The organism is Enterobacter cloacae complex sp. 402C9 (genome assembly GCF_050030745.1).
Taxonomy (GTDB): domain Bacteria; phylum Pseudomonadota; class Gammaproteobacteria; order Enterobacterales; family Enterobacteriaceae; genus Enterobacter; species Enterobacter intestinihominis.
On sequence record NZ_JBLGUW010000001.1, the window covers coordinates 1,989,502 to 2,010,126 of the forward strand.

General features: G+C 54.4%; 22 protein-coding genes, 2 tRNA genes and 2 pseudogenes. 13 read left to right on the forward strand and 13 right to left on the reverse strand.

Translation table 11 applies throughout. The features are described 5' to 3' along the window. Positions 1 to 12: 12 nt before the first annotated feature. The 8 genes and pseudogenes from tssF to ACQG1K_RS09545 all read left to right on the forward strand — a co-directional run. Positions 13 to 975, forward strand: a pseudogene (gene tssF / locus ACQG1K_RS09510) (type VI secretion system baseplate subunit TssF); the annotation flags it as partial. Continuing rightward, positions 974 to 1,447, forward strand: a pseudogene (locus tag ACQG1K_RS09515) (type VI secretion system baseplate subunit TssG); the annotation flags it as partial. The pseudogenes tssF and ACQG1K_RS09515, both read left to right, overlap by 2 nt. Further along, positions 1,428 to 1,952, forward strand: coding sequence for a type VI secretion system lipoprotein TssJ (tssJ, locus tag ACQG1K_RS09520; protein WP_176587439.1), 525 nt, complete (start codon positions 1,428 to 1,430; stop codon positions 1,950 to 1,952). The pseudogene ACQG1K_RS09515 and the gene tssJ, both read left to right, overlap by 20 nt. Further along, positions 1,952 to 2,395 (forward strand): type VI secretion system baseplate subunit TssE, encoded by a 444-nt coding sequence (gene tssE, locus ACQG1K_RS09525; RefSeq protein WP_367075276.1) that lies wholly within the window; start codon positions 1,952 to 1,954, stop codon positions 2,393 to 2,395. The genes tssJ and tssE overlap by 1 nt, the downstream gene beginning before the upstream one ends. 322 nt (positions 2,396 to 2,717) lie before the next feature. Further along, positions 2,718 to 3,119 carry a hypothetical protein gene (locus ACQG1K_RS09530; RefSeq protein ID WP_426721001.1) on the forward strand — a complete coding sequence of 134 codons (402 nt, stop codon included), beginning with the start codon at positions 2,718 to 2,720 and terminating at the stop codon, positions 3,117 to 3,119. 54 nt (positions 3,120 to 3,173) lie between these two features. Next, positions 3,174 to 3,296, forward strand: a complete 123-nt coding sequence (locus ACQG1K_RS09535; RefSeq protein ID WP_254909560.1) for a hypothetical protein — start codon at positions 3,174 to 3,176, stop codon at positions 3,294 to 3,296. A gap of 179 nt (positions 3,297 to 3,475) precedes the next feature. After that, on the forward strand, positions 3,476 to 3,676 hold the full coding sequence (glgS, locus tag ACQG1K_RS09540; protein ID WP_026080713.1) for a cell surface composition regulator GlgS: 201 nt from the start codon (positions 3,476 to 3,478) through the stop codon (positions 3,674 to 3,676). Positions 3,677 to 3,848: 172 nt separating this feature from the next. Beyond that, positions 3,849 to 4,319, forward strand: coding sequence for an Hsp20 family protein (locus tag ACQG1K_RS09545; protein WP_026080712.1), 471 nt, complete (start codon positions 3,849 to 3,851; stop codon positions 4,317 to 4,319). 303 nt (positions 4,320 to 4,622) lie between these two features. Here the strand turns inward: ACQG1K_RS09545 and ACQG1K_RS09550 are convergent. The 3 genes from ACQG1K_RS09550 to mdtK all read right to left on the reverse strand — a co-directional run bounded on the left by ACQG1K_RS09550 (position 4,623) and on the right by mdtK (position 6,307). Beyond that, positions 4,623 to 4,699, reverse strand: a tRNA-Val gene (locus ACQG1K_RS09550). A 4-nt stretch (positions 4,700 to 4,703) separates the two neighbouring features. Next, positions 4,704 to 4,780 (reverse strand) — tRNA-Val (locus ACQG1K_RS09555). A gap of 153 nt (positions 4,781 to 4,933) precedes the next feature. Beyond that, on the reverse strand, positions 4,934 to 6,307 hold the full coding sequence (gene mdtK, locus ACQG1K_RS09560; RefSeq protein ID WP_032622176.1) for an MdtK family multidrug efflux MATE transporter: 1,374 nt from the start codon (positions 6,305 to 6,307) through the stop codon (positions 4,934 to 4,936). A 225-nt stretch (positions 6,308 to 6,532) separates the two neighbouring features. Between mdtK and ACQG1K_RS09565 the strand changes: the two genes are divergently transcribed. Further along, entirely contained in the window at positions 6,533 to 7,174 is a 642-nt protein-coding gene (locus tag ACQG1K_RS09565; protein ID WP_367075233.1) for a riboflavin synthase subunit alpha, read from the forward strand. 30 nt (positions 7,175 to 7,204) lie between these two features. On the opposite strand, the gene cfa is transcribed toward ACQG1K_RS09565, so the two are convergent. Then, entirely contained in the window at positions 7,205 to 8,353 is a 1,149-nt protein-coding gene (gene cfa, locus ACQG1K_RS09570; protein WP_022647893.1) for a cyclopropane fatty acyl phospholipid synthase, read from the reverse strand. A gap of 298 nt (positions 8,354 to 8,651) precedes the next feature. Continuing rightward, positions 8,652 to 9,851 carry a purine nucleoside transporter PunC gene (gene punC / locus ACQG1K_RS09575; RefSeq protein WP_023299943.1) on the reverse strand — a complete coding sequence of 400 codons (1,200 nt, stop codon included), beginning with the start codon at positions 9,849 to 9,851 and terminating at the stop codon, positions 8,652 to 8,654. A 112-nt stretch (positions 9,852 to 9,963) separates the two neighbouring features. Here punC and punR point away from each other — a divergent pair, with 112 nt between their 5' ends. Then, positions 9,964 to 10,875, forward strand: coding sequence for a DNA-binding transcriptional activator PunR (punR, locus tag ACQG1K_RS09580; RefSeq protein WP_022647895.1), 912 nt, complete (start codon positions 9,964 to 9,966; stop codon positions 10,873 to 10,875). Positions 10,876 to 10,892: 17 nt separating this feature from the next. On the opposite strand, the gene purR is transcribed toward punR, so the two are convergent. Further along, a complete protein-coding gene (gene purR, locus ACQG1K_RS09585; protein WP_006809011.1) occupies positions 10,893 to 11,918 on the reverse strand; it encodes an HTH-type transcriptional repressor PurR in 1,026 nt (341 codons plus the stop codon). A 297-nt stretch (positions 11,919 to 12,215) separates the two neighbouring features. Between purR and ACQG1K_RS09590 the strand changes: the two genes are divergently transcribed. After that, positions 12,216 to 12,305, forward strand: a complete 90-nt coding sequence (locus ACQG1K_RS09590) for a YnhF family membrane protein (RefSeq protein WP_003857632.1) — start codon at positions 12,216 to 12,218, stop codon at positions 12,303 to 12,305. 161 nt (positions 12,306 to 12,466) lie between these two features. Then, a complete protein-coding gene (locus ACQG1K_RS09595; protein ID WP_022647896.1) occupies positions 12,467 to 13,633 on the forward strand; it encodes an MFS transporter in 1,167 nt (388 codons plus the stop codon). A gap of 37 nt (positions 13,634 to 13,670) precedes the next feature. On the opposite strand, the gene sodB is transcribed toward ACQG1K_RS09595, so the two are convergent. Together sodB and ACQG1K_RS09605 are read right to left on the reverse strand one after the other, a co-directional pair. After that, entirely contained in the window at positions 13,671 to 14,252 is a 582-nt protein-coding gene (sodB, locus tag ACQG1K_RS09600) for a superoxide dismutase [Fe] (protein ID WP_017693553.1), read from the reverse strand. A gap of 122 nt (positions 14,253 to 14,374) precedes the next feature. Beyond that, on the reverse strand, positions 14,375 to 15,133 hold the full coding sequence (locus tag ACQG1K_RS09605; RefSeq protein WP_023299947.1) for a C40 family peptidase: 759 nt from the start codon (positions 15,131 to 15,133) through the stop codon (positions 14,375 to 14,377). A 338-nt stretch (positions 15,134 to 15,471) separates the two neighbouring features. Here ACQG1K_RS09605 and grxD point away from each other — a divergent pair, with 338 nt between their 5' ends. Next, entirely contained in the window at positions 15,472 to 15,819 is a 348-nt protein-coding gene (grxD, locus tag ACQG1K_RS09610; protein ID WP_003832760.1) for a monothiol glutaredoxin 4, read from the forward strand. A 78-nt stretch (positions 15,820 to 15,897) separates the two neighbouring features. Here the strand turns inward: grxD and rnt are convergent, their stop codons facing one another. The 5 genes from rnt to eptA form a co-directional block, all read right to left on the reverse strand. Beyond that, positions 15,898 to 16,557 (reverse strand): ribonuclease T, encoded by a 660-nt coding sequence (rnt, locus tag ACQG1K_RS09615; RefSeq protein ID WP_003857625.1) that lies wholly within the window; start codon positions 16,555 to 16,557, stop codon positions 15,898 to 15,900. A gap of 96 nt (positions 16,558 to 16,653) precedes the next feature. Next, on the reverse strand, positions 16,654 to 17,061 hold the full coding sequence (gene gloA, locus ACQG1K_RS09620; protein ID WP_022647898.1) for a lactoylglutathione lyase: 408 nt from the start codon (positions 17,059 to 17,061) through the stop codon (positions 16,654 to 16,656). Positions 17,062 to 17,160: 99 nt separating this feature from the next. Further along, a complete protein-coding gene (locus ACQG1K_RS09625) occupies positions 17,161 to 18,258 on the reverse strand; it encodes an alkene reductase (protein ID WP_023299948.1) in 1,098 nt (365 codons plus the stop codon). A gap of 53 nt (positions 18,259 to 18,311) precedes the next feature. Then, positions 18,312 to 18,911: a TetR/AcrR family transcriptional regulator gene (locus ACQG1K_RS09630; RefSeq protein WP_022647900.1), complete on the reverse strand. Its 600-nt coding sequence runs from the start codon at positions 18,909 to 18,911 to the stop codon at positions 18,312 to 18,314. 41 nt (positions 18,912 to 18,952) lie between these two features. Next, positions 18,953 to 20,578, reverse strand: coding sequence for a phosphoethanolamine transferase EptA (gene eptA, locus ACQG1K_RS09635; RefSeq protein ID WP_367075227.1), 1,626 nt, complete (start codon positions 20,576 to 20,578; stop codon positions 18,953 to 18,955). Positions 20,579 to 20,625 lie beyond the last annotated feature (47 nt).

Consider the following 20,625-nt stretch of genomic DNA (forward strand, 5'->3'; position numbering starts at 1 on the left):
AGCCGGAAAATTATGGAAGATTTAACCCTGCGTTATTTTGACGCTGAAATGCGCTACCTGCGCGAGGCGGCGAAAGAGTTCGCGCAGACGCACCCCGACCGGGCGGCAATGCTCGACCTGGACAAGGCGGGCACACCTGACCCGTATGTTGAACGGCTGTTTGAGGGCTTCGCCTTCTCCATGGGACGTCTGCGCGAAAAGATAGATGACGACCTGCCGGAGTTGACCGAAAGTCTGGTGAGCATGCTGTGGCCGCACTACCTGCGTACCATCCCGTCCCTGTCGGTGGTGGTGCTGTCGCCGGATGTGCCGGCGATGAAAATGGCGGAAACGTTGTCCGCCGGGCTGGAAATCAGCTCCCGCCCGGTCGGTCCTAAAAACACTGTCTGCCGCTACCGCACCACCCGGGATCTGACGCTTAATCCGCTCGCGGTGGAGAAGGTCATTATGACCACGGAGCCTGACGGGCGTTCGCTCCTGCGGGTGCGTTTTGCCTGTAGTACGCAGGCGGACTGGCCGCAGACTGACCTCCGGCATCTGCCGTTGTATCTTGGCGAAGATAGGGTGACGGGCAGCAGCCTGCACCTCTGGCTGACAAAACGTCAGGCGGCGCTGTACATTCGCCTGCCGGGGCAGACGGAGCGGATCGCACTGGATGGTTATTTCTCCCCGGGCGGTTTTGCTGAGGAAGACCGGCTGTGGCCGAAGGGCGACAGCGCCTTCAGCGGTTACCAGTTGCTGCTGGAGTATTTCACCTTTCGCGAAAAGTTTATGTTCGTCCATCTTAACGGGCTGGAAAATATCACGCTCCCGGCGGGTACGGCGTACTTCGATATCGAGGTGGTGTTCAGCCAGGTATGGCAGAGCGATTTACCGGTAACAGACAGCAGCCTGCGCCTGCACTGCGTGCCGGTGATAAACCTGTTCACCCTGGAAGCTGACCCGCTGACCATTAGCGGGCTGGAGAGTGAATACCCGCGCAACGGTGTACCACCACGACCGCTGCCGTATCCCGCTGAAGCAGCCGGTTGCGATGAGTACATGCCAGCTGGTCAGCCTGAAGCACCGACCGGTGATGGGCACGCACGCCACGGATGTGAACGGCCAGGTGCTGCTGCGTCTCTCCACCGACAACCCTGAAGAGGTCCGGGGCTGGCTGCCGGGCGGTGACCTGCATGCCGACCTGATGGCGCTGCTACATGTGTGGCTGGGGGCGCACCTGGATGTACGGATGCAGTTATGCGTTGCCCGACATTTGCTGCCGGATGCGCGGCTGTCCTGCAATGCGGAACAGACCGCGCAGGTCGGGCGCACGGCGGTGCTGCGTCCCCTTAATGCGCAACAGAACAGAAACAACATTATCACCATTCACCTGGGACGCTTTCAGCGCGTCCGTGAAAACATTCAGCGAAGGAAGAACGATGAAGATGGCGATTACCGCTGGTAAGACTCTGGCTCTCACGCTGGCGACCCTGTTAACCGGCTGCGGGCTGACGCAGAAAGTGACGGACGGCACCGTCGCCGTCACGAAGTCCATTTTTTACAGACAGGTGAAAACCCTGCATCTGGATATTCAGACGCGCGAAGGGGTGAACAACAACGCGAAAGGGGCGTCGCTGGCAACGGTGGTGCGTATTTACCAGCTTAAAGAGCGTAAGGCGTTTGACAGTACTGATTATCCGTCACTGTTCGCGAGTGACAGTCAGGCTATTAAAGCCGACCTGGTGGCGGAAAAGGATATTCGCCTGCGCCCTGGCGAATCGGTGACGCTGGATATGCCGATGGAAGAGAGCGCGCAGGTTGTGGCGGTGGCGGGGATGTTTATGGCACCGGATCAGGTAAACGATACCTGGCGTATTACCCTGACCCGTGACGACCTTGACCCGGATAAGGCGCGGGTTATTGAAGTCAGTAATAACCGCCTGACGCTGAAACCGCTGGAGGGGGAATGATGCCGCGTCCGTCCCTGTATGACATGCTGTACGGCAACTTCGCCGGCGGGCTTGACCTGCACAGCGTAAGCGAGGAGAACCAGCTGATTATGTCGGTGCTGGATAACATGCAGCATATCCTCAACTGTCGCGCCGGTACGCTGACCCACCTGCCGGACTACGGCCTGCCGGATATGACAAAAATCCTCCAGGAAATGCCCGGGACCGCCCACCAGCTGATTACCACACTGTCGGCCGTGCTGCTGAAATATGAGCCGCGCCTGAGCCGGATTAACGTGGTGATGCAGGAACAGATTCAGCCCGGAGAACTCCGCTACGCCATTGATGCGGAGCTGAAGGGGGTGGGGCTGGTGCGCTACGGCACGGAATTTATGCCCGAGGGCAGGGTATTAATCCGTCATCTGAAACAACAGCAGTATCTGGATAATACCGCCAGAGTGTGAGCCAATTTTGAAATTCAGCACGCAAAACCACCTCCGCATCTTTTACCGACATCGTAAGGATGCCTATTGCAGAGTTTCGCCTGCGAAAATATCCACTTCAGGTAAATTGGGCGGGCAGGCAACATGAACGACCGGACATTTATTTTATCCTGGTCAGAAAAGATACATTAAAGAGTTATTTTTCAGTGGATTGATTTAGCACTTGTGCTGTGGCGGGTACTGAAATATTAATAATTTATTTCTTAGCCGTGAATCATTACATTTTATCTGGCAAAAAGGTCAATGGCTGAGGGGATATACCCTGAGTATGTTGACGTCAATCATGGATACAGATATGAAAATTTTCCTTCTTACGGTAAGTGTACTTTTTAACATGCAGGCTGATGCCGCCCGTGGAAGACAGCCCTGCTCTGGCTCAAAAGGTGGCATAGCACACTGTACATCGGATGGCCGTTTTGTCTGCAATGACGGAAGTCTGAGTCAGTCGAAGCGATTCTGTTCAGGTTATGGTGCCTCCGAACTGCCGCGACAGGTAAAACCCTCCCCCTCCGCCAGGAAAGCGCAGACGAAAAAAAGAATAGCCGTGCAAGGCCAGGAGCAGCGTGTTGTAGATAACAATGCGCAGTTCGATACACAACCGCGGCAACCTACATGCGCCCCTCTCTATATGGCCAACAAGCCCGGATTCACCCATTTACCCATTTGTTCAGGAAATCAGTATTAATCCGCCAGTGTAAACGTCCTTTGTCTGTTATTCGAACTGATAAGACGCTTGCAGGTGGAAACCCACCTGAACGCGCTGGGCGACCTGTTACAGCGTCTGGCATTAAAGCACGCCGTTCGCACCTTCCGGCTACATGGCGAACTTACTGCATGGCTGGCGTTTATGTTTTCTGCGTGAGTGATAAAAGGGAGGGAAAATCATGACCAGGGCTGAAGAGTTTTGTCGTTCCTGAAATGTGAACACTGGCAGAGTGATGCGCACACATCGCTCAAAAAACGATCTTTTTCAGGCGGATACTGAGATTAGAAAAGCATATGACCTTGAACAGGAATCACAATGACTGGAGGGATATGCTAATGAAGCGACAAGATATAAACGCATTAAAGAATTTTGATTTTCTGGCACGCAGTTTTGCCCGTATGTACGCCCTGGGCCAGCCAGTTGATATCGATGCCGTGACCGGTAATATGAGTAATGAACAGCAGGCATGGTTCCGGGAGCGATACGACCACTACCGAAAGCAGGCTGAGCGGGCGAGAGTAATAGAACTGCGATGATGTAACGAACAACGGGCTTAACGGCCCGTTGCGTTTTTTAGGTTCCAGCAACATTTTGCAGGCTCCTGAGGTTGAAATATTGTGCGGTAACCTCATATAGAAAGCGGGTAAGGAATACCTGCCCGTAAGACATGAACTTTTTGAATATTCTTTTTTACTGTTCAGGAGGTACATGATGACTCTAAGAGCTTTTCCCATGTTGAACGATCTCTCCGACTCTCTGTTTGCGGACCGTTTTAACCGTATCGATCGCCTTTTTAGCCAGCTAACCGGCAGTACGCCGTTGCCCTCCACGCCGTCTTACAATATCCGGCGGGTGGGTGATAACCGCTATGAACTGACGCTCAGCGTGCCGGGCTGGAAAGAGAGCGAACTGGAAATTGAAACCGTTGGCGGTCAGCTGAATATCAGCGGTAAACGTGAAGAGGAGAAAACCGAAAACGGCGAAGAAGGGTGGATCCATCGGGGTATCAGCCGCAGCGACTTCCGGGCCAGCTATAGTCTGCCGGAACATGTGAAAGTAACCGGCGCTTCGCTGGAAAACGGCTTGCTGGCGATTGAATTACACCAGGATATTCCGGAAGAAGAGAAACCGCAGCGAATCGCCATCAACAACAACCCGGCGATTGAACATAAGCCGTAATCGTTGACTGATGTTGTTTTCACGCCCGGCAAACGCCGGGCGTTTTGCTAACCTGATGGGGCGCTTTTCTGGCTACTGGCTATTTAAGTCGCGAATGCTGTAACGGTTTCTTGCTGCTGCACCAGGACCGCCTCCAGCTCCATTTTTTGAAGTCGTCAATGCTTTGCCTGGACGGATAAAAAATGTCATATGCCATTCCGCTTTTCCCGGCACGCGCGGGCTGGAGGTTAATTTCGATGTGTTTAAAGAGTTTGCTGCCCCTGCACGAGGCTGAACGGGAATGAAATGTGCGAGGAAACTGATTGGTGCGTCTGAATGGACTCGAACCATCGACCCCCACCATGTCAAGGTGGTGCTCTAACCAACTGAGCTACAGACGCATAATGGTGCGTTCAATTGGACTCGAACCAACGACCCCCACCATGTCAAGGTGGTGCTCTAACCAACTGAGCTATGAACGCATTGTGTTGTCGGTGACAACGGGGACGAATATTAGCGGCACAGCCCCAAGGTGGCAAGAGGGAAAATGCATTTTTCTCTCTGATTTCACGCGATTGCTTCATTACCGCGCAAAGTGAAGAGAAAGTAGCCGCCAGCCGGCGGCTACTGTGTCATTAACGCGCAGCGCGTTGCAAAATTACCGCAGACGACTGACGTTGCAGGAAGCGCATGCGCAGCATCATCATAATGGCTGCAGACGTTAAGCCGATGATAAAGCCCATCCAGAATCCGGCTGGCCCCATGCGATCCACCACCAGATCCGTGAGCGCCAGAATATACCCACTCGGCAGGCCCAGAACCCAGTAAGCGATAAAGGTGATAAAGAAGATGGAACGCGTATCTTTATACCCACGCAGCACGCCGCTGCCAATTACCTGGATGGAGTCAGAGATCTGGTAAATGGCCGCCAGCAGCATCAAATGCGAGGCCAGGGTCACTACTTCCGGGTTGTCGTTATAGAGCAGGGCAATTTGCTCACGCAACAGCACGGTAAAGAGCGCGGTACAGACTGCCATGCAGACGCCGACGCCCAGCCCGGTGCGGGCTGCCGTTTGCGCATCCAGCGTCGAACCTTGCCCCAGACGGAAGCCCACGCGAATCGTCACCGCAGCAGCCAGGGACATCGGCAGGACGAACATCAAAGAGCTGAAGTTCAGGGCGATCTGGTGGCCTGCCACGTCAATAATCCCTAACGGCGAGACCAGCAGGGCGACAACGGCAAACAGCGTCACTTCAAAGAACAGCGCCAGCGCAATGGGCAGACCCAGTTGGGTAAGGCGGCTCATCATCGACCAGTCAGGCGTGCTAAAGGCGGTGTCGTTACGAATGTCGCGCATGGATCGCGCATGTTTAACGTAGGTGAGCATACAGCCGAACATCACCCAGTACACCGCAGCCGTCGCCACGCCACAACCCACGCCGCCGAGTTCCGGCATGCCAAAATGACCGTAGATGAAGATGTAGTTCACGGGAATGTTCACCAGCAAGCCGATAAAGCCCATCACCATGCCCGGCTTGGTTTTTGCCAGCCCTTCACACTGGTTACGAGCCACCTGGAAGAAGAGATAACCGGGCGCGCCCCAGAGCAGGGCGCGCAGATAACCGACTGCTTTATCTGCCAGCGCCGGGTCGATATTATGCATGGCGCGAATAATATACCCGGCGTTCCACAGGACGATCATAATCAGGACGGAGACACCCCCGGCCAGCCAGAAGCCCTGGCGCACCTGATGGGCTACGCGGTCGCGTCGACCGGAGCCGTTAAGCTGCGCGATAACGGGCGTCAGCGCCAGCAGCAGGCCGTGACCAAACAGAATGGCCGGGAGCCAGATTGAGGTTCCGATCGCCACGGCGGCCATATCGGTGGCGCTGTAACCACCGGCCATTACCGTATCCACAAATCCCATTGCGGTTTGGGCTACCTGCGCGACGATCACCGGTATGGCCAGTGCCAATAACTGACGCGCTTCGATCATATACTTCTGCACGTGAACACCTTTGTATTGTAGTTATTTGAGAGACTAAAAAGGCCGCCGTTACTGGCAGCAAGAAGAAAAAACAGAGGGATGCCAGCTATTGTAGCGGGGTTTAACTAATTATCTAGTGAAAAAATCGCCAGAAATTGCGCATCACTGGCAACCTGTTTTTTCAACTGTTATTGTGGTGGGATTATACGGTGTCATCGCCGTTCGGAATGAACAGGAGCTGTAAGCATGTTTACTGGTATTGTGCAGGGCACTGCCAAAGTGGTGTCCATTGATGAAAAACCGAATTTCCGCACTCACGTAGTTGAGCTGCCTGAATATATGCTCGACGGCATTGAAACCGGGGCGTCGATAGCGCATAACGGCTGCTGCCTGACGGTGACCGAAATTAACGGTAACCAGATAAGCTTTGATTTAATGAAAGAGACGCTGCGCATCACTAACCTGGGTGAGCTGGTGGTGGGGGATACCGTCAACGTTGAACGTGCGGCGAAATTCAGCGATGAGATTGGCGGGCATCTGATGTCGGGCCATATTATGACCACCGCAGAAGTGGCGAAAATCGTGACCTCGGAAAATAACCGTCAAATCTGGTTTAAAGTGCAGGATCCGTCATTAATGAAATACATCCTTTATAAAGGATTTATTGGCATCGATGGGATTAGTCTGACCGTCGGTGAAGTGACTCCAACGCGTTTTTGCGTGCATTTAATTCCTGAAACGCTGCATCGTACTACGCTTGGCGCAAAAAAACTGGGGCAGCGCGTAAATATCGAAATTGATCCGCAGACCCAGGCGGTCGTGGATACCGTTGAGCGCGTGCTGGCGGCGAAAGAGGCGGCGATAATAAAGGCCGTGGAAGAAGAATAAAAAATAACCCCGGTTACCCGGGGTTATTTTTCAGCGGGCCACGCGCAGGCCGTGCTCAATCCCACGACTAAACACCACCTGCCACAGCTGTATATCCCGCGCGCGGAACGCACCCGCGCAGGCATTCAGATAATAGCTAAACATCCGTTTGAATCGTTCCGAATAGTTGTCGGCGATTTCAGGCCATGCAGCCTGGAAACGTTCATGCCAGGCCATCAGCGTGGTGTCGTAATCTGCGCCGAAGTTATGCCAGTCTTCCACAATAAAATGCGGTTCGCTGGCGTTCGCAATCTGGCGAACAGAGGGTAAACAACCATTCGGGAAGATATATTTGTTGATCCAGGGATCCACATTGTTATCGGTGCGTTTAGAGCCGATGGTGTGTAGCAGGAAAATTCCGTCAGGCTTCAGGTTATGGTCGGCGACGTCGAAATAAGTCTTGTAGTTCTTTGGCCCCACGTGCTCGAACATACCCACGGAAACAATCCGATCGAACTGCTCATTCAGGTCGCGGTAATCCTGAAGCCGAATATCGACATCCAGACCCAGACACCGTTCCTGTGCCATCTTCTGCTGTTCAGCTGAAATCGTGACGCCGACTACGCTGACACCGTAATGTTTCGCCATAAACCAGGCAAGGCCGCCCCAACCACAGCCGATGTCCAGCACGCGCATGCCGGGCTGCAACTGCAACTTATCGCAAATCAGCTGTAGCTTATCCTGCTGCGCCTCTTCCAGGGTTGTCGCTTTTTTCCAGTATCCGCAGGAATACTGCATTAACGGGTCGAGCATACGGCTGAAAAGATCGTTGCCCAGGTCATAATGCTCTTTACCGACGATCCACGCGCGCTTTTTACTTTGCAGATTGAACAGGCGGGCGGAAGCGATACGTAACGTATCTTTGAAATGACGAGGGAGCTGATTTTCAAGACCGGCGCGTAAAACGCTGGAGAAGAACATATCCAGCCGCTCACACTCCCACCAGCCGTCCATATAGCTTTCACCCAGCCCTAACGATCCCTCCTGTAACACGCGTTTGAAAAAATCGGGATGTTTAATCTGGGGATCGGAGGGGGATGAGCCATTAATCGTAATGCCCGCACGTCCCAACAGTTCACTGACGATCCGGGACCAGTTATCGTCCGGAACGCTGACTTCTTCTATACACGATGAACTCATAGCTTCTCCATCACCTTGCTGTGATCAGAACCTTAAAACAGCGTAGACGCTTTTTTGGTTTGTGAGAAATCTCACGGTAAATGCCCGCGAGGCTAATATCCGACGTAGAACAGAGGAAGGGAGATAACCCTTGCCGAAATGCCTTCCATGGTAAAACGGGAGCGCTCCGGCTCCCGTTAACACTTAATATTTATCGTATTTAATCGAACCAAATTCAGTATAGGCCGCAAAATTTGGTGATTCAACAGAAAATTGTTAGCAACCTAATCACTGGTTTTTAACATAGTTTCCCGCGTAATCAGGCGTGCGACGTTTCTGTCTGCGCGTTTTCACTCTGCTCGCGATGGGCGGAGGACTGCATGCGATAACCCAATCCTGCCAGCACAACGGTGACCAGCATCACGCTGGTGGTGGTGAGCAGCGGGGTTGCAATCAATGCAGAGACCACGAGACTTGCCAGGAAGCACAGGCCAAGTTGCAGGGTATTTTGCAGCGCGGCAGCGCGGCCTGTCGCCTGAGGGAATGGACGCAGCGCCTGGGCTACAACAATAGGGTAAATGGCCCCGTTAGCGATCGCCATGACGCAGAACGGAATCAAAATTTCTGCAAGCCCGGCGCCGGGAATAAAGCCGACAGCCCAGGTCGCAATCACGCTTAGCGCATACAGCACCAGCAGCCAGGGCAGCATCTGCTGGCCTTCCCATTTTTGCAGCGCGGCGCGACAGCCATAGCCACCCACCAGGAAGGCGATGGTCTGTGGTACATAGCTCAGGCCGATAGCCGCCGGGCTGTAGCCCATGTCATGCAAAATGAACGGCGAACCGGTCAGCCAGGCAAAGAAGCTGGCAGAGCAGGCGGCATAAATCAGCACGTTACCGCGATAGGCTTTCGACCGCAGTAAAGAGGTAAAGGTGATGGGCTTCGCGTCCGGATGCGTCTCTTTTTTATGCGCAGGTTTAAGCCCGAACGCGGGCAGCATCAGGACCAGCGTGATCGCAAAGAGCGTGGCGAAAATGGCCTGCCAGTCGAAATGCGCCAGGATCCAGCTGCCCAGCAGCGGAGCGAGCGCCGGAGACAGGCCGACCAGCGGCATGATGGTGGCGAAAATGCGGTTAGTGCGTGAGGCGGGGTAGTAATCGGTCACCAGCGCCTGCCAGGTGACCGCTGCGGCACAGACGCCGACCGCCTGAATAAAGCGCAACACCAGTAACCAGGCGGCATCGCGGACCCACAGCATGCCCAGACAGCCTACGGCAAAAATCGCCAGTCCCAGCAACAGGACGGGCTTACGGCCAAAACGATCAGAGAGCGGCCCCCAGAGCAGTTGCGCAAAAGCAAAGCCGGCGAGGAACAAACTCAAACTGGCGCTGATGGCGGCGGCAGGGGTTTGCAAATCTTCCTGCATCGCGGCGAATGCGGGCAGATACATATCGGTCGCCAAAAAGCCCAGCACGCTTAAGCCGCCGAGCCAGACTAAAAATCCTTTCCTGGGTTGCACTTTTTTTCTCCTGAGGAGGCAGGTGTACGTTGGCGCAGAGTGTAGGGAGTGCAAAGCGGCTTGTGAAACGCTAATATTTGGTGGGTGCATTCAAAAAATTTGCAGGCTAAAGATGTGGTCAGATTATTCCCTTGAAGTGGTTGATGCCGTGGCGCGTAACGGCAGCTTTACCGGTGCCGCCCAGGAGTTGCACCGCGTTCCCTCGGCTATCAGCTATACGGTGCGCCAGCTGGAGGCGTGGCTGGCGGTCCCGCTGTTCGAGCGGCGTCATCGCGACGTGGAGCTCACGCCTGCCGGCGCGTGGTTTTTGAAGGAAGGTCGGTCTGTTATCAAAAAAATGCAGATCACCCGTGAGCAGTGCCAGCAGATCGCCAACGGCTGGCGCGGACATCTCGCTATCGCGGTGGATAACATCGTTAAGCCGGAGCGGACCCGGCAGATGATCGTCGATTTCTATCGTCATTTTTCCGACGTCGAACTGCGTGTGTCGCAGGAAGTGTTCAACGGCGTATGGGATGCGCTGGCGGACGGCAGGGCGGAGATGGCGATTGGTGCAACCCAGGCGATCCCGGTTGGCGGGCGCTACGCGTTTCGCGACATGGGCATGCTGAGCTGGACCTGCGTGGTCGCGCGCGATCACCCGCTGGCGGCGCTGGACGGGCCGCTGAGTGATGACACCTTACGCAACTGGCCCTCGCTGGTGCTGGAAGATACCTCCCGCTCGCTGCCCAAGCGCATTACCTGGCTGCTGGATAATCAGCGCCGCGTGGTTGCGCCGGACTGGGAGTCGTCAGCCACCTGTCTGAGCGCGGGGCTGTGCGTTGGCATGGTGCCGGTGCATTTTGCGCGCCCGCGCATCGACGCGGGAGAGTGGGTGGCTCTGACGCTGGAAAATCCTTTCCCGGATGCTGCATGCTGTCTGACGTGGCAGCAAAACGACGTCTCGCCCGCCATGGCCTGGCTGCTGGATTATCTGGGAGACAGCGAAACGCTTAACCGGGAGTGGTTGCGGGGACCAGCGTAGCTGGCCCCGTAAAGAGATTAACGTCGGTAGTCGCGGAACGGACCGTCGGCAACGGAACGGCGTTCAATCAGGCGCGGGTGGACTTCAATGGACTGGGACTGTTCTCGCTTGTTGACGATCCTGTCCATCAGCATATTGAAGGCCGTTTCACCCAGCGAATCTTTCGGCTGGTGAATGGTGGTCAGCGCCGGGGTAAAGAAACGGGCGTTGCGCACGTTGTCATAGCCGATCACCGAGATGTCCTGCGGAACGCGCAGGCCGAGTTCATCCGCCGCGCAGAGCGCGCCCATTGCCATGATATCGCCGCCGCAGAACACAGCGGTAGGGCGATGCGGCTGGGAGACGATCTGCTGCATGGCGCGATAGCCCGACTCCGGCTCGAAATCGCCCTGGACAATCCAGTTTTCTGGCACGGTAATCAGCGCCTCCTCCATCGCTTTCATGAAACCGGCCAGACGGCCAGCACCGGTGTTACGCTCCAGCGGGCCCGGGATCACGCCAATTTCACGATGCCCGCGTTCTACCAGATAACGCCCGGCCATGTAGCCGCCTTCAAAGGCGTTATCAATAACAGAGTCGGTGAAGTCTGCGCGCGCCTCGCCCCAGTCCATCACTACCATCGGAATGTGGCGATACTCTTCCAGCATGGAAAGCACCGACTCAGGGTATTCAGAACACATGACCAGCAGGCCGTCGACGCGCTTTTGCGCCATCATCGACAGGTAAGCGCGCTGTTTTTCAATGTTGTTCCACGCGTTGCCCAGAATCAGGGTATAGCCTTTCTGAAAGCAGTTTTTTTCAACGGCTTCGATGATTTCAGCAAAGTAAGCCGCTTCACTGCTGGTGGCCAGCAGGCCAATCGATTTGGTGTGATTAACCTTCAGGCTACGGGCGACCGCACTTGGCGAGTAGTGCAGTTCTTTGATTGCCGCCCAAACGGCATTACGCGTCTCTTCTGCGACGAAACGCGTTTTGTTAATAACATGTGATACGGTTGTAGTGGAAACGTTTGCGCGTTTTGCTACGTCTTTAATTGTTGCCATTAAATGTCACTCCAGACCATATCCTAAGCTCCTGAAAAAAATGAAGGTAAACGTTTGCCTTCTCTCACCCTTATTACGCAAACATGAGTTGCGACACGCCGGGAAAACGACACAGGACGTCAGGAGGGGGTCAGTGGCCGGTACGCTAATAAATTTAGCGTGGAATTTTGTCCTATCTTGATGAAAAGGGGAAGAGGTAAAGTGGATATCCGTTTAAATCCTGGAAGATTTTTGACCTGAACTGTGTAAAAATGAGCAAGCTCACTTTTCGTAGGGTGAATAAAAGGAGAAAAATTGATGAGTACCGATCTGAAGTTTTCGCTGTTTACCACCATTGTTGTTCTTGCCCTGATTGTTGCGGGTGGTTTAACCGCTGCGCTGCACTGATTCAGGAGGGGGGAGAGTCTTCTCCCTCTCTTGCCGCTATTGTTACCTCTCCGGCAAAAATCTTTTGCCAAAATGTTAACTTCTCATTTTTTGTGATTGATGTCATGCTTTTGCCTTCTTTGTTCTGTGCCGGGTAACGGCACGGTATCCGGAGTCTTTTCATGAAAATCAATTTTCCCCTGCTGGCCCTGGCGATTGGCGCCTTTGGGATTGGCACCACTGAATTCTCCCCGATGGGGTTATTGCCTGTTATCGCCCGGGGTGTGGACGTCTCTATCCCTGCGGCCGGTATGTTGATTAGCGCCTATGCGATCGGCGTGATGGTGGGCGCACCGCTGATGACGCTGCTGCTTTCGCACCGCGCGCGACGCAATGCGCTGATTTTCCTGATGGCAATTTTTACTCTCGGAAATGTGCTTTCCGCGATTTCGCCGGATTACACCACGCTGATGCTTTCCCGTATTCTGACCAGCCTGAACCACGGCGCTTTCTTCGGGCTGGGCTCGGTTGTTGCCGCAAGCGTAGTGCCAAAACATAAGCAGGCCAGCGCGGTAGCCACTATGTTTATGGGCCTCACTATCGCTAATATCGGCGGCGTTCCTGCTGCCACCTGGCTCGGAGAAGCCATCGGCTGGCGTATGTCTTTCCTCGCAACCGCCGGACTGGGCGTGGTCGCGATGGTCGCGCTGTTCTTCTCGCTGCCGAAAGGAAGTGCGGGAGAACGTCCGGAAGTACGTAAAGAGCTGGCGGTGCTGATGCGTCCTCAGGTGTTGTCCGCGCTGCTCACCACGGTGCTGGGGGCAGGGGCGATGTTTACGCTCTACACCTATATCTCCCCGGTGCTGCACGACATAACCCACGCAACGCCACTCTTTGTTACCGCGATGCTGGTGCTGATTGGTGTCGGGTTCTCGATTGGCAACTATCTCGGCGGGAAATTTGCCGACCGCTCCGTCAGCGGGACGCTGAAAGGTTTTTTAACTCTGCTCATTGTCATCATGGTGGCGATCCCGTGGCTGGCACGTAACGAAGTGGGTGCCGCGATTGCCATGGTGGTGTGGGGCGCCGCAACCTTTGCCGTGGTGCCGCCGTTGCAGATGCGCGTGATGCGTGTTGCGCATGAGGCGCCGGGGCTCTCATCATCCGTGAATATCGGTGCGTTTAACCTGGGAAATGCGCTGGGAGCCGCAGCGGGTGGGGCGGTGATTTCGGGTGGTTTGGGTTACAGCTTTGTGCCGGTGATGGGGGCGATCATTGCCGCACTCGGCTTGCTGCTGGTGTTGATGTCCGGGCGTAAACAGCCAGAAGCGGTGTGTACGGCGGAATAAATAAAAACGCAGAAGGGTTGCCCCTTCTGCGTGTCCCTTATGCGGCGAAGTTCTTCGCAACAAATTCCCAGTTAACCAGTGCCCAGAAATGTTCCAGGTAGTTCGGGCGCGCATTACGGTAATCAATGTAATAGGCGTGTTCCCATACGTCCACGGTCATCAGCGGCGTTGCGCTGGTGGTCAGAGGGGTACCCGCATTAGAAGTGGAAACGATAGCCAGTTTGCCATCAGCCTCTTTTACCAGCCAGGTCCAGCCGGAGCCAAAGTTTTTAACGGCTGCGTCAGTAAATTTCGCTTTGAAATCCGCGAAACTGCCGAACGCGGCGTTAATCGCTGCGGCCAGCTCACCGGTAGGTTCTCCGCCTGCATTTGGAGCCAGGCAGTGCCAGTAGAAGGTGTGGTTCCACACCTGAGCGGCGTTGTTGAATACGCCACCGTCTGAACTGCGCACAATCTCTTCCAGCGTTTTGCCTTCAAAATCGGTGCCCTTGATCAGGTTATTCAGGTTGGTGACATAGGTCTGGTGATGCTTGCCGTAATGGTACTCCAGGGTTTCCGCAGAAATGTGCGGAGCCAGGGCGTCTTTTGCATACGGTAGTGCAGGTAATTCGAACGACATTGCTACTCTCCTTATAGTTTTATACGTTGCCAATAACCCTACAGACAACAAGGACAGAATAGCAAATTGAAAGGGTATGCAAAAGAGGAACTTACCCCGCCACGGAGGCGGCAGGGCAGGGTCTAGCGAATGGTTTTTGGCGTCATCACTCGGCGCGCACCCACATAGTGGCGCACCCAGTAATCTTCACTGAGGGAGGTGATCTGAATGTCCTGACCGCTGCGCGGTGACTGGATAAATTTACCGTTACCCACATACACCCCAACGTGATCGGCCGTGCCGCGTCCCTGGGTGCGGAAGAACACCAGGTCGCCATTTTGCAGTTCGCCACGGTTTACAGGCGCGGCGTCGCGCAGATGGTACATCTCATTGGCGGTGCGTGGAATGCGAAACTTCACCAGATCTTTATAGGCATAATAAACCAGCCCACTACAGTCAAAACCGGTGCGCGGAGAGGTGCCACCCCAGCGATATGGTTTACCTATTTGCCCCATCAGTTTATTCATCGCCGTTTTTTGCGCTTTCTGCATACGCGCTTTATGCACGTCAGCCAGCTTCGTCACTTTGGCGCATTTCGTTTTATGGCCTTTGCGCACGGTGCATTTATCATTCACCAGGCTGGCGGTCGTGCGAGTGGTTTTGTGCGTGCCGGAACGGAGAGTTTTGGTTTTACTGGAGGCGGTCTTTTTGGTGTGAGCGGTGGTTTTCTTCTTTACTGTTTTGCTGGTGGTTTTTTTCTTACGTTCTGTGGTTTTTGCCAGATGCGTTTTTTGTACAGCAGAATGCCGCGCCTGTTCGGAGGCGTTCGCCGCTGGCGTAAATGAGAGTGTGGTAAACAGTAAAGCACAGAGCGTCATCGAGATTTTAGTTATCCGCGCCACTGGGCAGTCCCCTGATAAGTGCGAGCCAAAATACATACCCGCATGAGATTTACAAAACCAGTCGATTCTAATCCATAAAATCGGAATAAGTTAATAGCATTTTTCATTCAAAAATTGTGTTTCGTTAGCAAGTGCAAAAAAATTCACCATTCTGTCGCAGTCTTGTTCGCTCCTTAAGCAAAACCGCAAGGCGCGCAGCCTTAAACGTCATTATCAATGCAACTTTACGCGATAGCGGATAAAATAATGAGACGTGACAAAAATGTTATTTTCCGATGTCGGCCTGACCCGCTACAATGTCAGACTGATGCCGTAACAGAAGTTAAAGGAAGCAAGACATGAGCACCACTATTGAAAAAATTCAGCGCCAGATCGCTGAAAACCCGATTCTCCTGTACATGAAAGGTTCTCCGAAGCTGCCAAGCTGCGGCTTCTCCGCGCAAGCGGTTCAGGCGCTGTCCGCCTGTGGTGAGCGTTTTGCTTACGTTGATATCCTGCAAAACCCGGACATCCGCGCTGAGCTGCCAAAATACGCAAACTGGCCGACCTTCCCACAGCTGTGGGTTGACGGTGAACTGGTTGGCGGCTGTGATATTCTGATTGAAATGTATCAGCGCGGCGAACTGCAACAGCTGATCAAAGAGACTGCGGCGAAGTATAAAACCGAAGAGCCGGACGCAGAATAAGTTTTCTGCGGATATAAAAAAGCGACCACATTATGTTGGTCGCTTTTTTTTGTCCTGTGGGGCTGTTGATTACCCAGTCTACGATTGAAGATCGGCCTCGTCGCCCATCGGCAGCGGCCAGCCACCCAGACGTTTCCAGCGGTTGACGATCTCACAGAACAGCTCCGCCGTACGCTCGGTATCGTATAACGCGGAATGCGCCTGAGTGCCGTCAAACGCAATACCCGCCGTGATGCAGGCTTTAGAGAGCACGGTTTGCCCCAGCGCCAGGCCGCTCAGCGCGGCGGTGTCGAAGGTCACAAACGGATGGAATGGATTACGCTTTAGCGAGGCGCGCTCGGCGGCAGCCATGGTGAAGCTGTGATCGAACGTAGCGTTGTGGGCCACCATGATGGCGCGGCTACAGTCATTCTCTTTCATGCCTTTGCGCACCATTTTGAAAATGGCGTGCAGCGCCTCGTATTCGCTTACCGCCCCGCGCAGCGGGTTTGTCGGATCGATACCGTTAAAGGCCAGCGCCTCTGGCTGTAAGTTTGCCCCTTCAAAGGGTTCAACGTGGAAATGCAGCGTGGTGTCCGGTACAAGCCAGCCCTGTTCATCCATCTTCAGCGTGATGGCGGCAATTTCAAGCAGCGCATCGGTTTTAGCGTTAAATCCGGCTGTTTCTACATCAATGACAACGGGATAAAAACCACGAAAACGGTCGCACAGACCGGTAAATTGAGCGTTATCGGACATCAGGGTCTCTTACAAGGGGGAAAAAGCAGTGCGCATTATGGCAAATTTTGAGAGGGGATGCAGCAAAACAACGGGCGCATAGTGCGCCCTGCGGGATCAATTGCCCAGACCGCGACCAGCGTCTTTAGCTTCGATCAGTTCGATTTTATACCCGTCCGGATCTTCAACAAACGCAATCACGGTGGTGCCGCCTTTAACCGGACCGGCTTCACGGGTGACGTTACCGCCATTGCTGCGGATACGTTCGCAGGCTTCAGCCGCATTATCCACTTCCAGCGCGATGTGGCCGTAAGCCGTACCCAGCTCGTAGCTGTCCACGCCCCAGTTGTAGGTCAGCTCGATGACCGCTTCTTCAGATTCCGGGCCGTAACCGACAAACGCCAGAGAGTATTTATATTCCGGATTTTCGCTGGTGCGCAGCAGCTTCATGCCCAGAACGTTAGTGTAGAAATCGATGGAACGTTGCAGGTCGCCAACGCGCAGCATGGTGTGAAGTAGGCGCATAATTTCCTCATTAACCAGTGGAATGGATTATCTTTTTGAACAGAAACGATGTTTTAGTATAGCGGCGAAAGGTCGCCGCTATCAATGTACAAAGCGGGATTACAGTGAAGGGTAGTCGGTATAACCTTCCGCGCCGCCGCCATAGAAGCTTTCAGGGCGCTGCGGGTTCAGTTCGGCTTTCTTCTGCAAACGGGCAACCAGATCCGGGTTAGCAATGTAATCACGGCCAAAGGCCACGGCGTCGATCAGACCTTTACCGATCAGATCCTCGGCTTTCTCTGCCGTATAAGCGCCCGCCCCGATAATCACGCCGTGGAAGCGCTCGCGAACTTTCTGGCGGAAGGCTTCGCTGTAGGGCTTGCCGCCTGCCCAGTCCGGCTCGGACATGTGCAGATACGCGATACCGCGTTTAGCCAGCTCTTCAATCAGATACAGCGCATCCGCTTCTTCGTTCGGACCGTTGTCGACGTTCTGGAAGGTACCAATTGGGGAAACTCGAATACCAATGCGATCTGCGCTCCACTCATTACACACGGCATCTACCACTTCAAGCACCAGACGCGCGCGGTTTTCAACGCTGCCGCCGTACTGGTCGGTACGCTGATTGGAAGACGGTGACAGGAACTGGTGCAGCAGGTAGCCGTGCGCAGAGTGCAGCTCGACCAGGTCGAAGCCCGCTTCACGGGCGTTGGCGACGGCCTGACGGAAATCATTCACGATACCCGGGATCTCGTCCAGCTCAAGCGCGCGTGGCGTGGTGGTGTCGACGCGAATAGCATTACCGTTTTCATCGCGCAGGGAAGTACGGGTATTCGCATTCAGGGCAGAGGCAGAAACGGGCGCCTGACCGCCAGGCTGGATGCTGCTGTGCGAGATACGACCGGTGTGCCACAGCTGAACCGCAATACGGCCATCTTCAGCATGAACGCCTGCGGTGATTTTTTTCCACGCGGCGATCTGTTCCGGGCTGTGCAGACCCGGCGCACCGGCGTAGCCTTTGGCCTGGGCAGAAATCTGCGTGGCTTCGGAAATAATCAGGCCCGAGCTGGCGCGCTGACGGTAATACTCACCCATCAATGGCGTTGGGATATCTCCCGGCTCGATGCTGCGCAGACGGGTAAGTGGGGCCATAAACACGCGGTTTGGGGCAGTAACGGCACCCACTTTCAGTGGGGTAAATAGCTTTTCAGCGGACATAATGGCTCCTGAGTAGACCAGTCGACTAGTAAAAGGGTAAATAAAAACGCCGGCTACACGCCAGGCGCGGTAATACAGTTTTTTACATGCGCCAGCGCGCTTTCGAGCGGCACGGCGCTGCGAGACATTTTTGCCTGCAGGTTGGCGCCTAACCAGAGGGAATAGAGCACCTGTGCCTGCGTGAGCGGATCACCGGAGAAGGAGAGCGTTGTTTCATCGCGGCCTTTTTCCAGCGCCTGAGCCAGCAGAGCGATTACGCCGCTGGCCCCTTTATCCATGGCGGTGCGCATATCTTCGGAGAGATCGCACACTTCGGCAGACAGTTTTACCGTCAGGCAGCCGCTGATGATGCCCTGCTGACAGAACTGCGTCAGCGTTTCCTGATAGTAGTTCAGAACACGATCCCGGTAGTCACCTTCGCCGCTGGCGAAGTGGGCTGCCAGGCGCTGATGGTAGCTGGCGTAGTGCCGCTCCAGCATGGCTACGCCAAACGCCTCTTTGGATCGAAAATAGTGATAAAACGATCCCTTAGGCACTTCAGCGGTTTTTAATAACTCGCTCAGCCCCATACCGGTAAACCCGCGATGCATGCAAAGGCGCTCGCCGGTAGCCAGCAAATGTTCTCGTGTATCGTGTTCTGTATGTCTGCTCATGCTCTTACTCTAATAGACCGTTCGGTCTAATGCAAGCCCGCTTAGCGACGACATTGCGACAAAATATCCAGCTGCGGCTGATAAACCACTGATTTCACGTCCATCATGCCCAGAACCGTGGCAAACAAATTGTCCTGTGAAACTGCCTCTTTTGCAGCATGGTTACGCAGGCAATCCGTGTTTACGCCGAAGTTTTTCGCATAGTCCGGGGAGAGCCAGAACATAAACGGAATATGCGTTTGCTGCTCCGGGGCCAGCATATACGGCGTACCGTGCAGGTAAATTCCGCTTTCGCCCAGCGATTCGCCGTGATCGGAGAGGTAAATGAGCGCTGTGTTCATACTGGCCTGCCGGGCTTTTAGCGCGTCGATGGTTCGGCTGAGCACGCTATCGGTATACAGAATCGAGTTGTCATAGGTATTGATCAGCGACTGATGATCGCAATCCTGAATTTCATTGGTATCGCAGGTTGGGGTGAATTTCCGGAAGCGGTCCGGGTAACGGTTGTAATAAGCCGGACCGTGGCTGCCCATCAGGTGTATCACCAGTACGGTATCCTGCTTTATTCCGTCCAGCACGTTGTCCAGGCGGTACAGGTTGACGTCGTCGATACAGGATTTGTCCTTACAGAACTGATCCAGTTTCCACTGGGTCATATCCGTGTGCGGCACGCGGTCACAGGCACCTTTACACCCGCCGTCATTGTCACGCCACAGCAGGTTGAACCCCGCGTGGTTAAGCACATCGAGCAGTCCTTCCTGATGATGGGCGAGGTCCGCGTCATATTTTTTTCGCGTCATGCCGGAGAACATGCAGGGGACGGAAACGGCGGTTTCCGTGCCACAGGAGGAGGCCTGTGGGAAGTTGATGACATCCCGCTTTTTCAGCTCGGGGTTGGTTTCACGGGGGTAACCATTTAACGAATAGTTTGCAGCGCGGGAGGCTTCACCCACCACCAGAACCAGCACGGTTTTCTTACGTTGGCCGGAAATCAGCGCCCCTTTATGGGCATCCTCGCCAATGCGGACCAGCGTCTGGTCGCCGGCAAACCAGCGCATTTTACTGTACTTCACAACGGCGCTCACGTAGTTCGCCGGAGTGACCATTTTGACGATACTTTTGTTATTGCGGAACAGCGAAGCATAGTCTTTATAGAACACTGCCGCGACGAGAATGATCACCAGCAGCGCACCGAGTATAGCGGCGAAACGTGTTAGCAGGGCATACCACCATTTTCCGGTTCGAATGCGCGTCAGGGCTAAGATGACGGAAGGGACCAGACCCGCGACGGCCAGCCACAGGATCAGCTGCGGCGTTACCAGGGCTGTCGCTTCCTGGGAGTTAGTCTCAAACACGTTCACAATCATGTTTTGATCGATAACCGCGCCATAGGTGTACATAAACCAGGTGGCGGCGGCGCATCCTATGGTCAGGGCAATCATGAGCGGCTTGCGAATAAAGGGAATATTCAGCAGGCTAAAAACAATGACCCAGCCGCAGAACAGAACCAGCGGCACACTGGCGGCAAAAAGCACGTCGTGCAGACGGGCAGGTGCGATGATTGACCAGCTGTGCTGGATAAACAGCGCATTGAACACGGTGAAGAAAAGCGCACAGGCGAGGGTAAATTTCGTATCGTTACAGTGTAACTTTTTAGTGAGCCACATGATGATCAGACCATTCGTTATATCAATGCGGCGAGTATAAGAAGGGA

What these genes read in the sequence shown, in the direction of transcription:
- tssJ (WP_176587439.1), top strand. Translation starts at nt 1,428, where the DNA reads ATGGCGATTACCGCTGGTAAGACTCTGGCTCTCACGCTGGCGACCCTG.
- tssE (WP_367075276.1), top strand. Translation starts at nt 1,952, where the DNA reads ATGCCGCGTCCGTCCCTGTATGACATGCTGTACGGCAACTTCGCCGGC.
- ACQG1K_RS09530 (WP_426721001.1), top strand. Translation starts at nt 2,718, where the DNA reads ATGGATACAGATATGAAAATTTTCCTTCTTACGGTAAGTGTACTTTTT.
- glgS (WP_026080713.1), top strand. Translation starts at nt 3,476, where the DNA reads ATGAAGCGACAAGATATAAACGCATTAAAGAATTTTGATTTTCTGGCA.
- ACQG1K_RS09545 (WP_026080712.1), top strand. Translation starts at nt 3,849, where the DNA reads ATGATGACTCTAAGAGCTTTTCCCATGTTGAACGATCTCTCCGACTCT.
- ACQG1K_RS09565 (WP_367075233.1), top strand. Translation starts at nt 6,533, where the DNA reads ATGTTTACTGGTATTGTGCAGGGCACTGCCAAAGTGGTGTCCATTGAT.
- cfa (WP_022647893.1), bottom strand. Translation starts at nt 8,353, where the DNA reads ATGAGTTCATCGTGTATAGAAGAAGTCAGCGTTCCGGACGATAACTGG.
- punR (WP_022647895.1), top strand. Translation starts at nt 9,964, where the DNA reads ATGTGGTCAGATTATTCCCTTGAAGTGGTTGATGCCGTGGCGCGTAAC.
- purR (WP_006809011.1), bottom strand. Translation starts at nt 11,918, where the DNA reads ATGGCAACAATTAAAGACGTAGCAAAACGCGCAAACGTTTCCACTACA.
- ACQG1K_RS09590 (WP_003857632.1), top strand. Translation starts at nt 12,216, where the DNA reads ATGAGTACCGATCTGAAGTTTTCGCTGTTTACCACCATTGTTGTTCTT.
- ACQG1K_RS09595 (WP_022647896.1), top strand. Translation starts at nt 12,467, where the DNA reads ATGAAAATCAATTTTCCCCTGCTGGCCCTGGCGATTGGCGCCTTTGGG.
- sodB (WP_017693553.1), bottom strand. Translation starts at nt 14,252, where the DNA reads ATGTCGTTCGAATTACCTGCACTACCGTATGCAAAAGACGCCCTGGCT.
- grxD (WP_003832760.1), top strand. Translation starts at nt 15,472, where the DNA reads ATGAGCACCACTATTGAAAAAATTCAGCGCCAGATCGCTGAAAACCCG.
- rnt (WP_003857625.1), bottom strand. Translation starts at nt 16,557, where the DNA reads ATGTCCGATAACGCTCAATTTACCGGTCTGTGCGACCGTTTTCGTGGT.
- gloA (WP_022647898.1), bottom strand. Translation starts at nt 17,061, where the DNA reads ATGCGCCTACTTCACACCATGCTGCGCGTTGGCGACCTGCAACGTTCC.
- ACQG1K_RS09625 (WP_023299948.1), bottom strand. Translation starts at nt 18,258, where the DNA reads ATGTCCGCTGAAAAGCTATTTACCCCACTGAAAGTGGGTGCCGTTACT.
- ACQG1K_RS09630 (WP_022647900.1), bottom strand. Translation starts at nt 18,911, where the DNA reads ATGAGCAGACATACAGAACACGATACACGAGAACATTTGCTGGCTACC.
- eptA (WP_367075227.1), bottom strand. Translation starts at nt 20,578, where the DNA reads ATGTGGCTCACTAAAAAGTTACACTGTAACGATACGAAATTTACCCTC.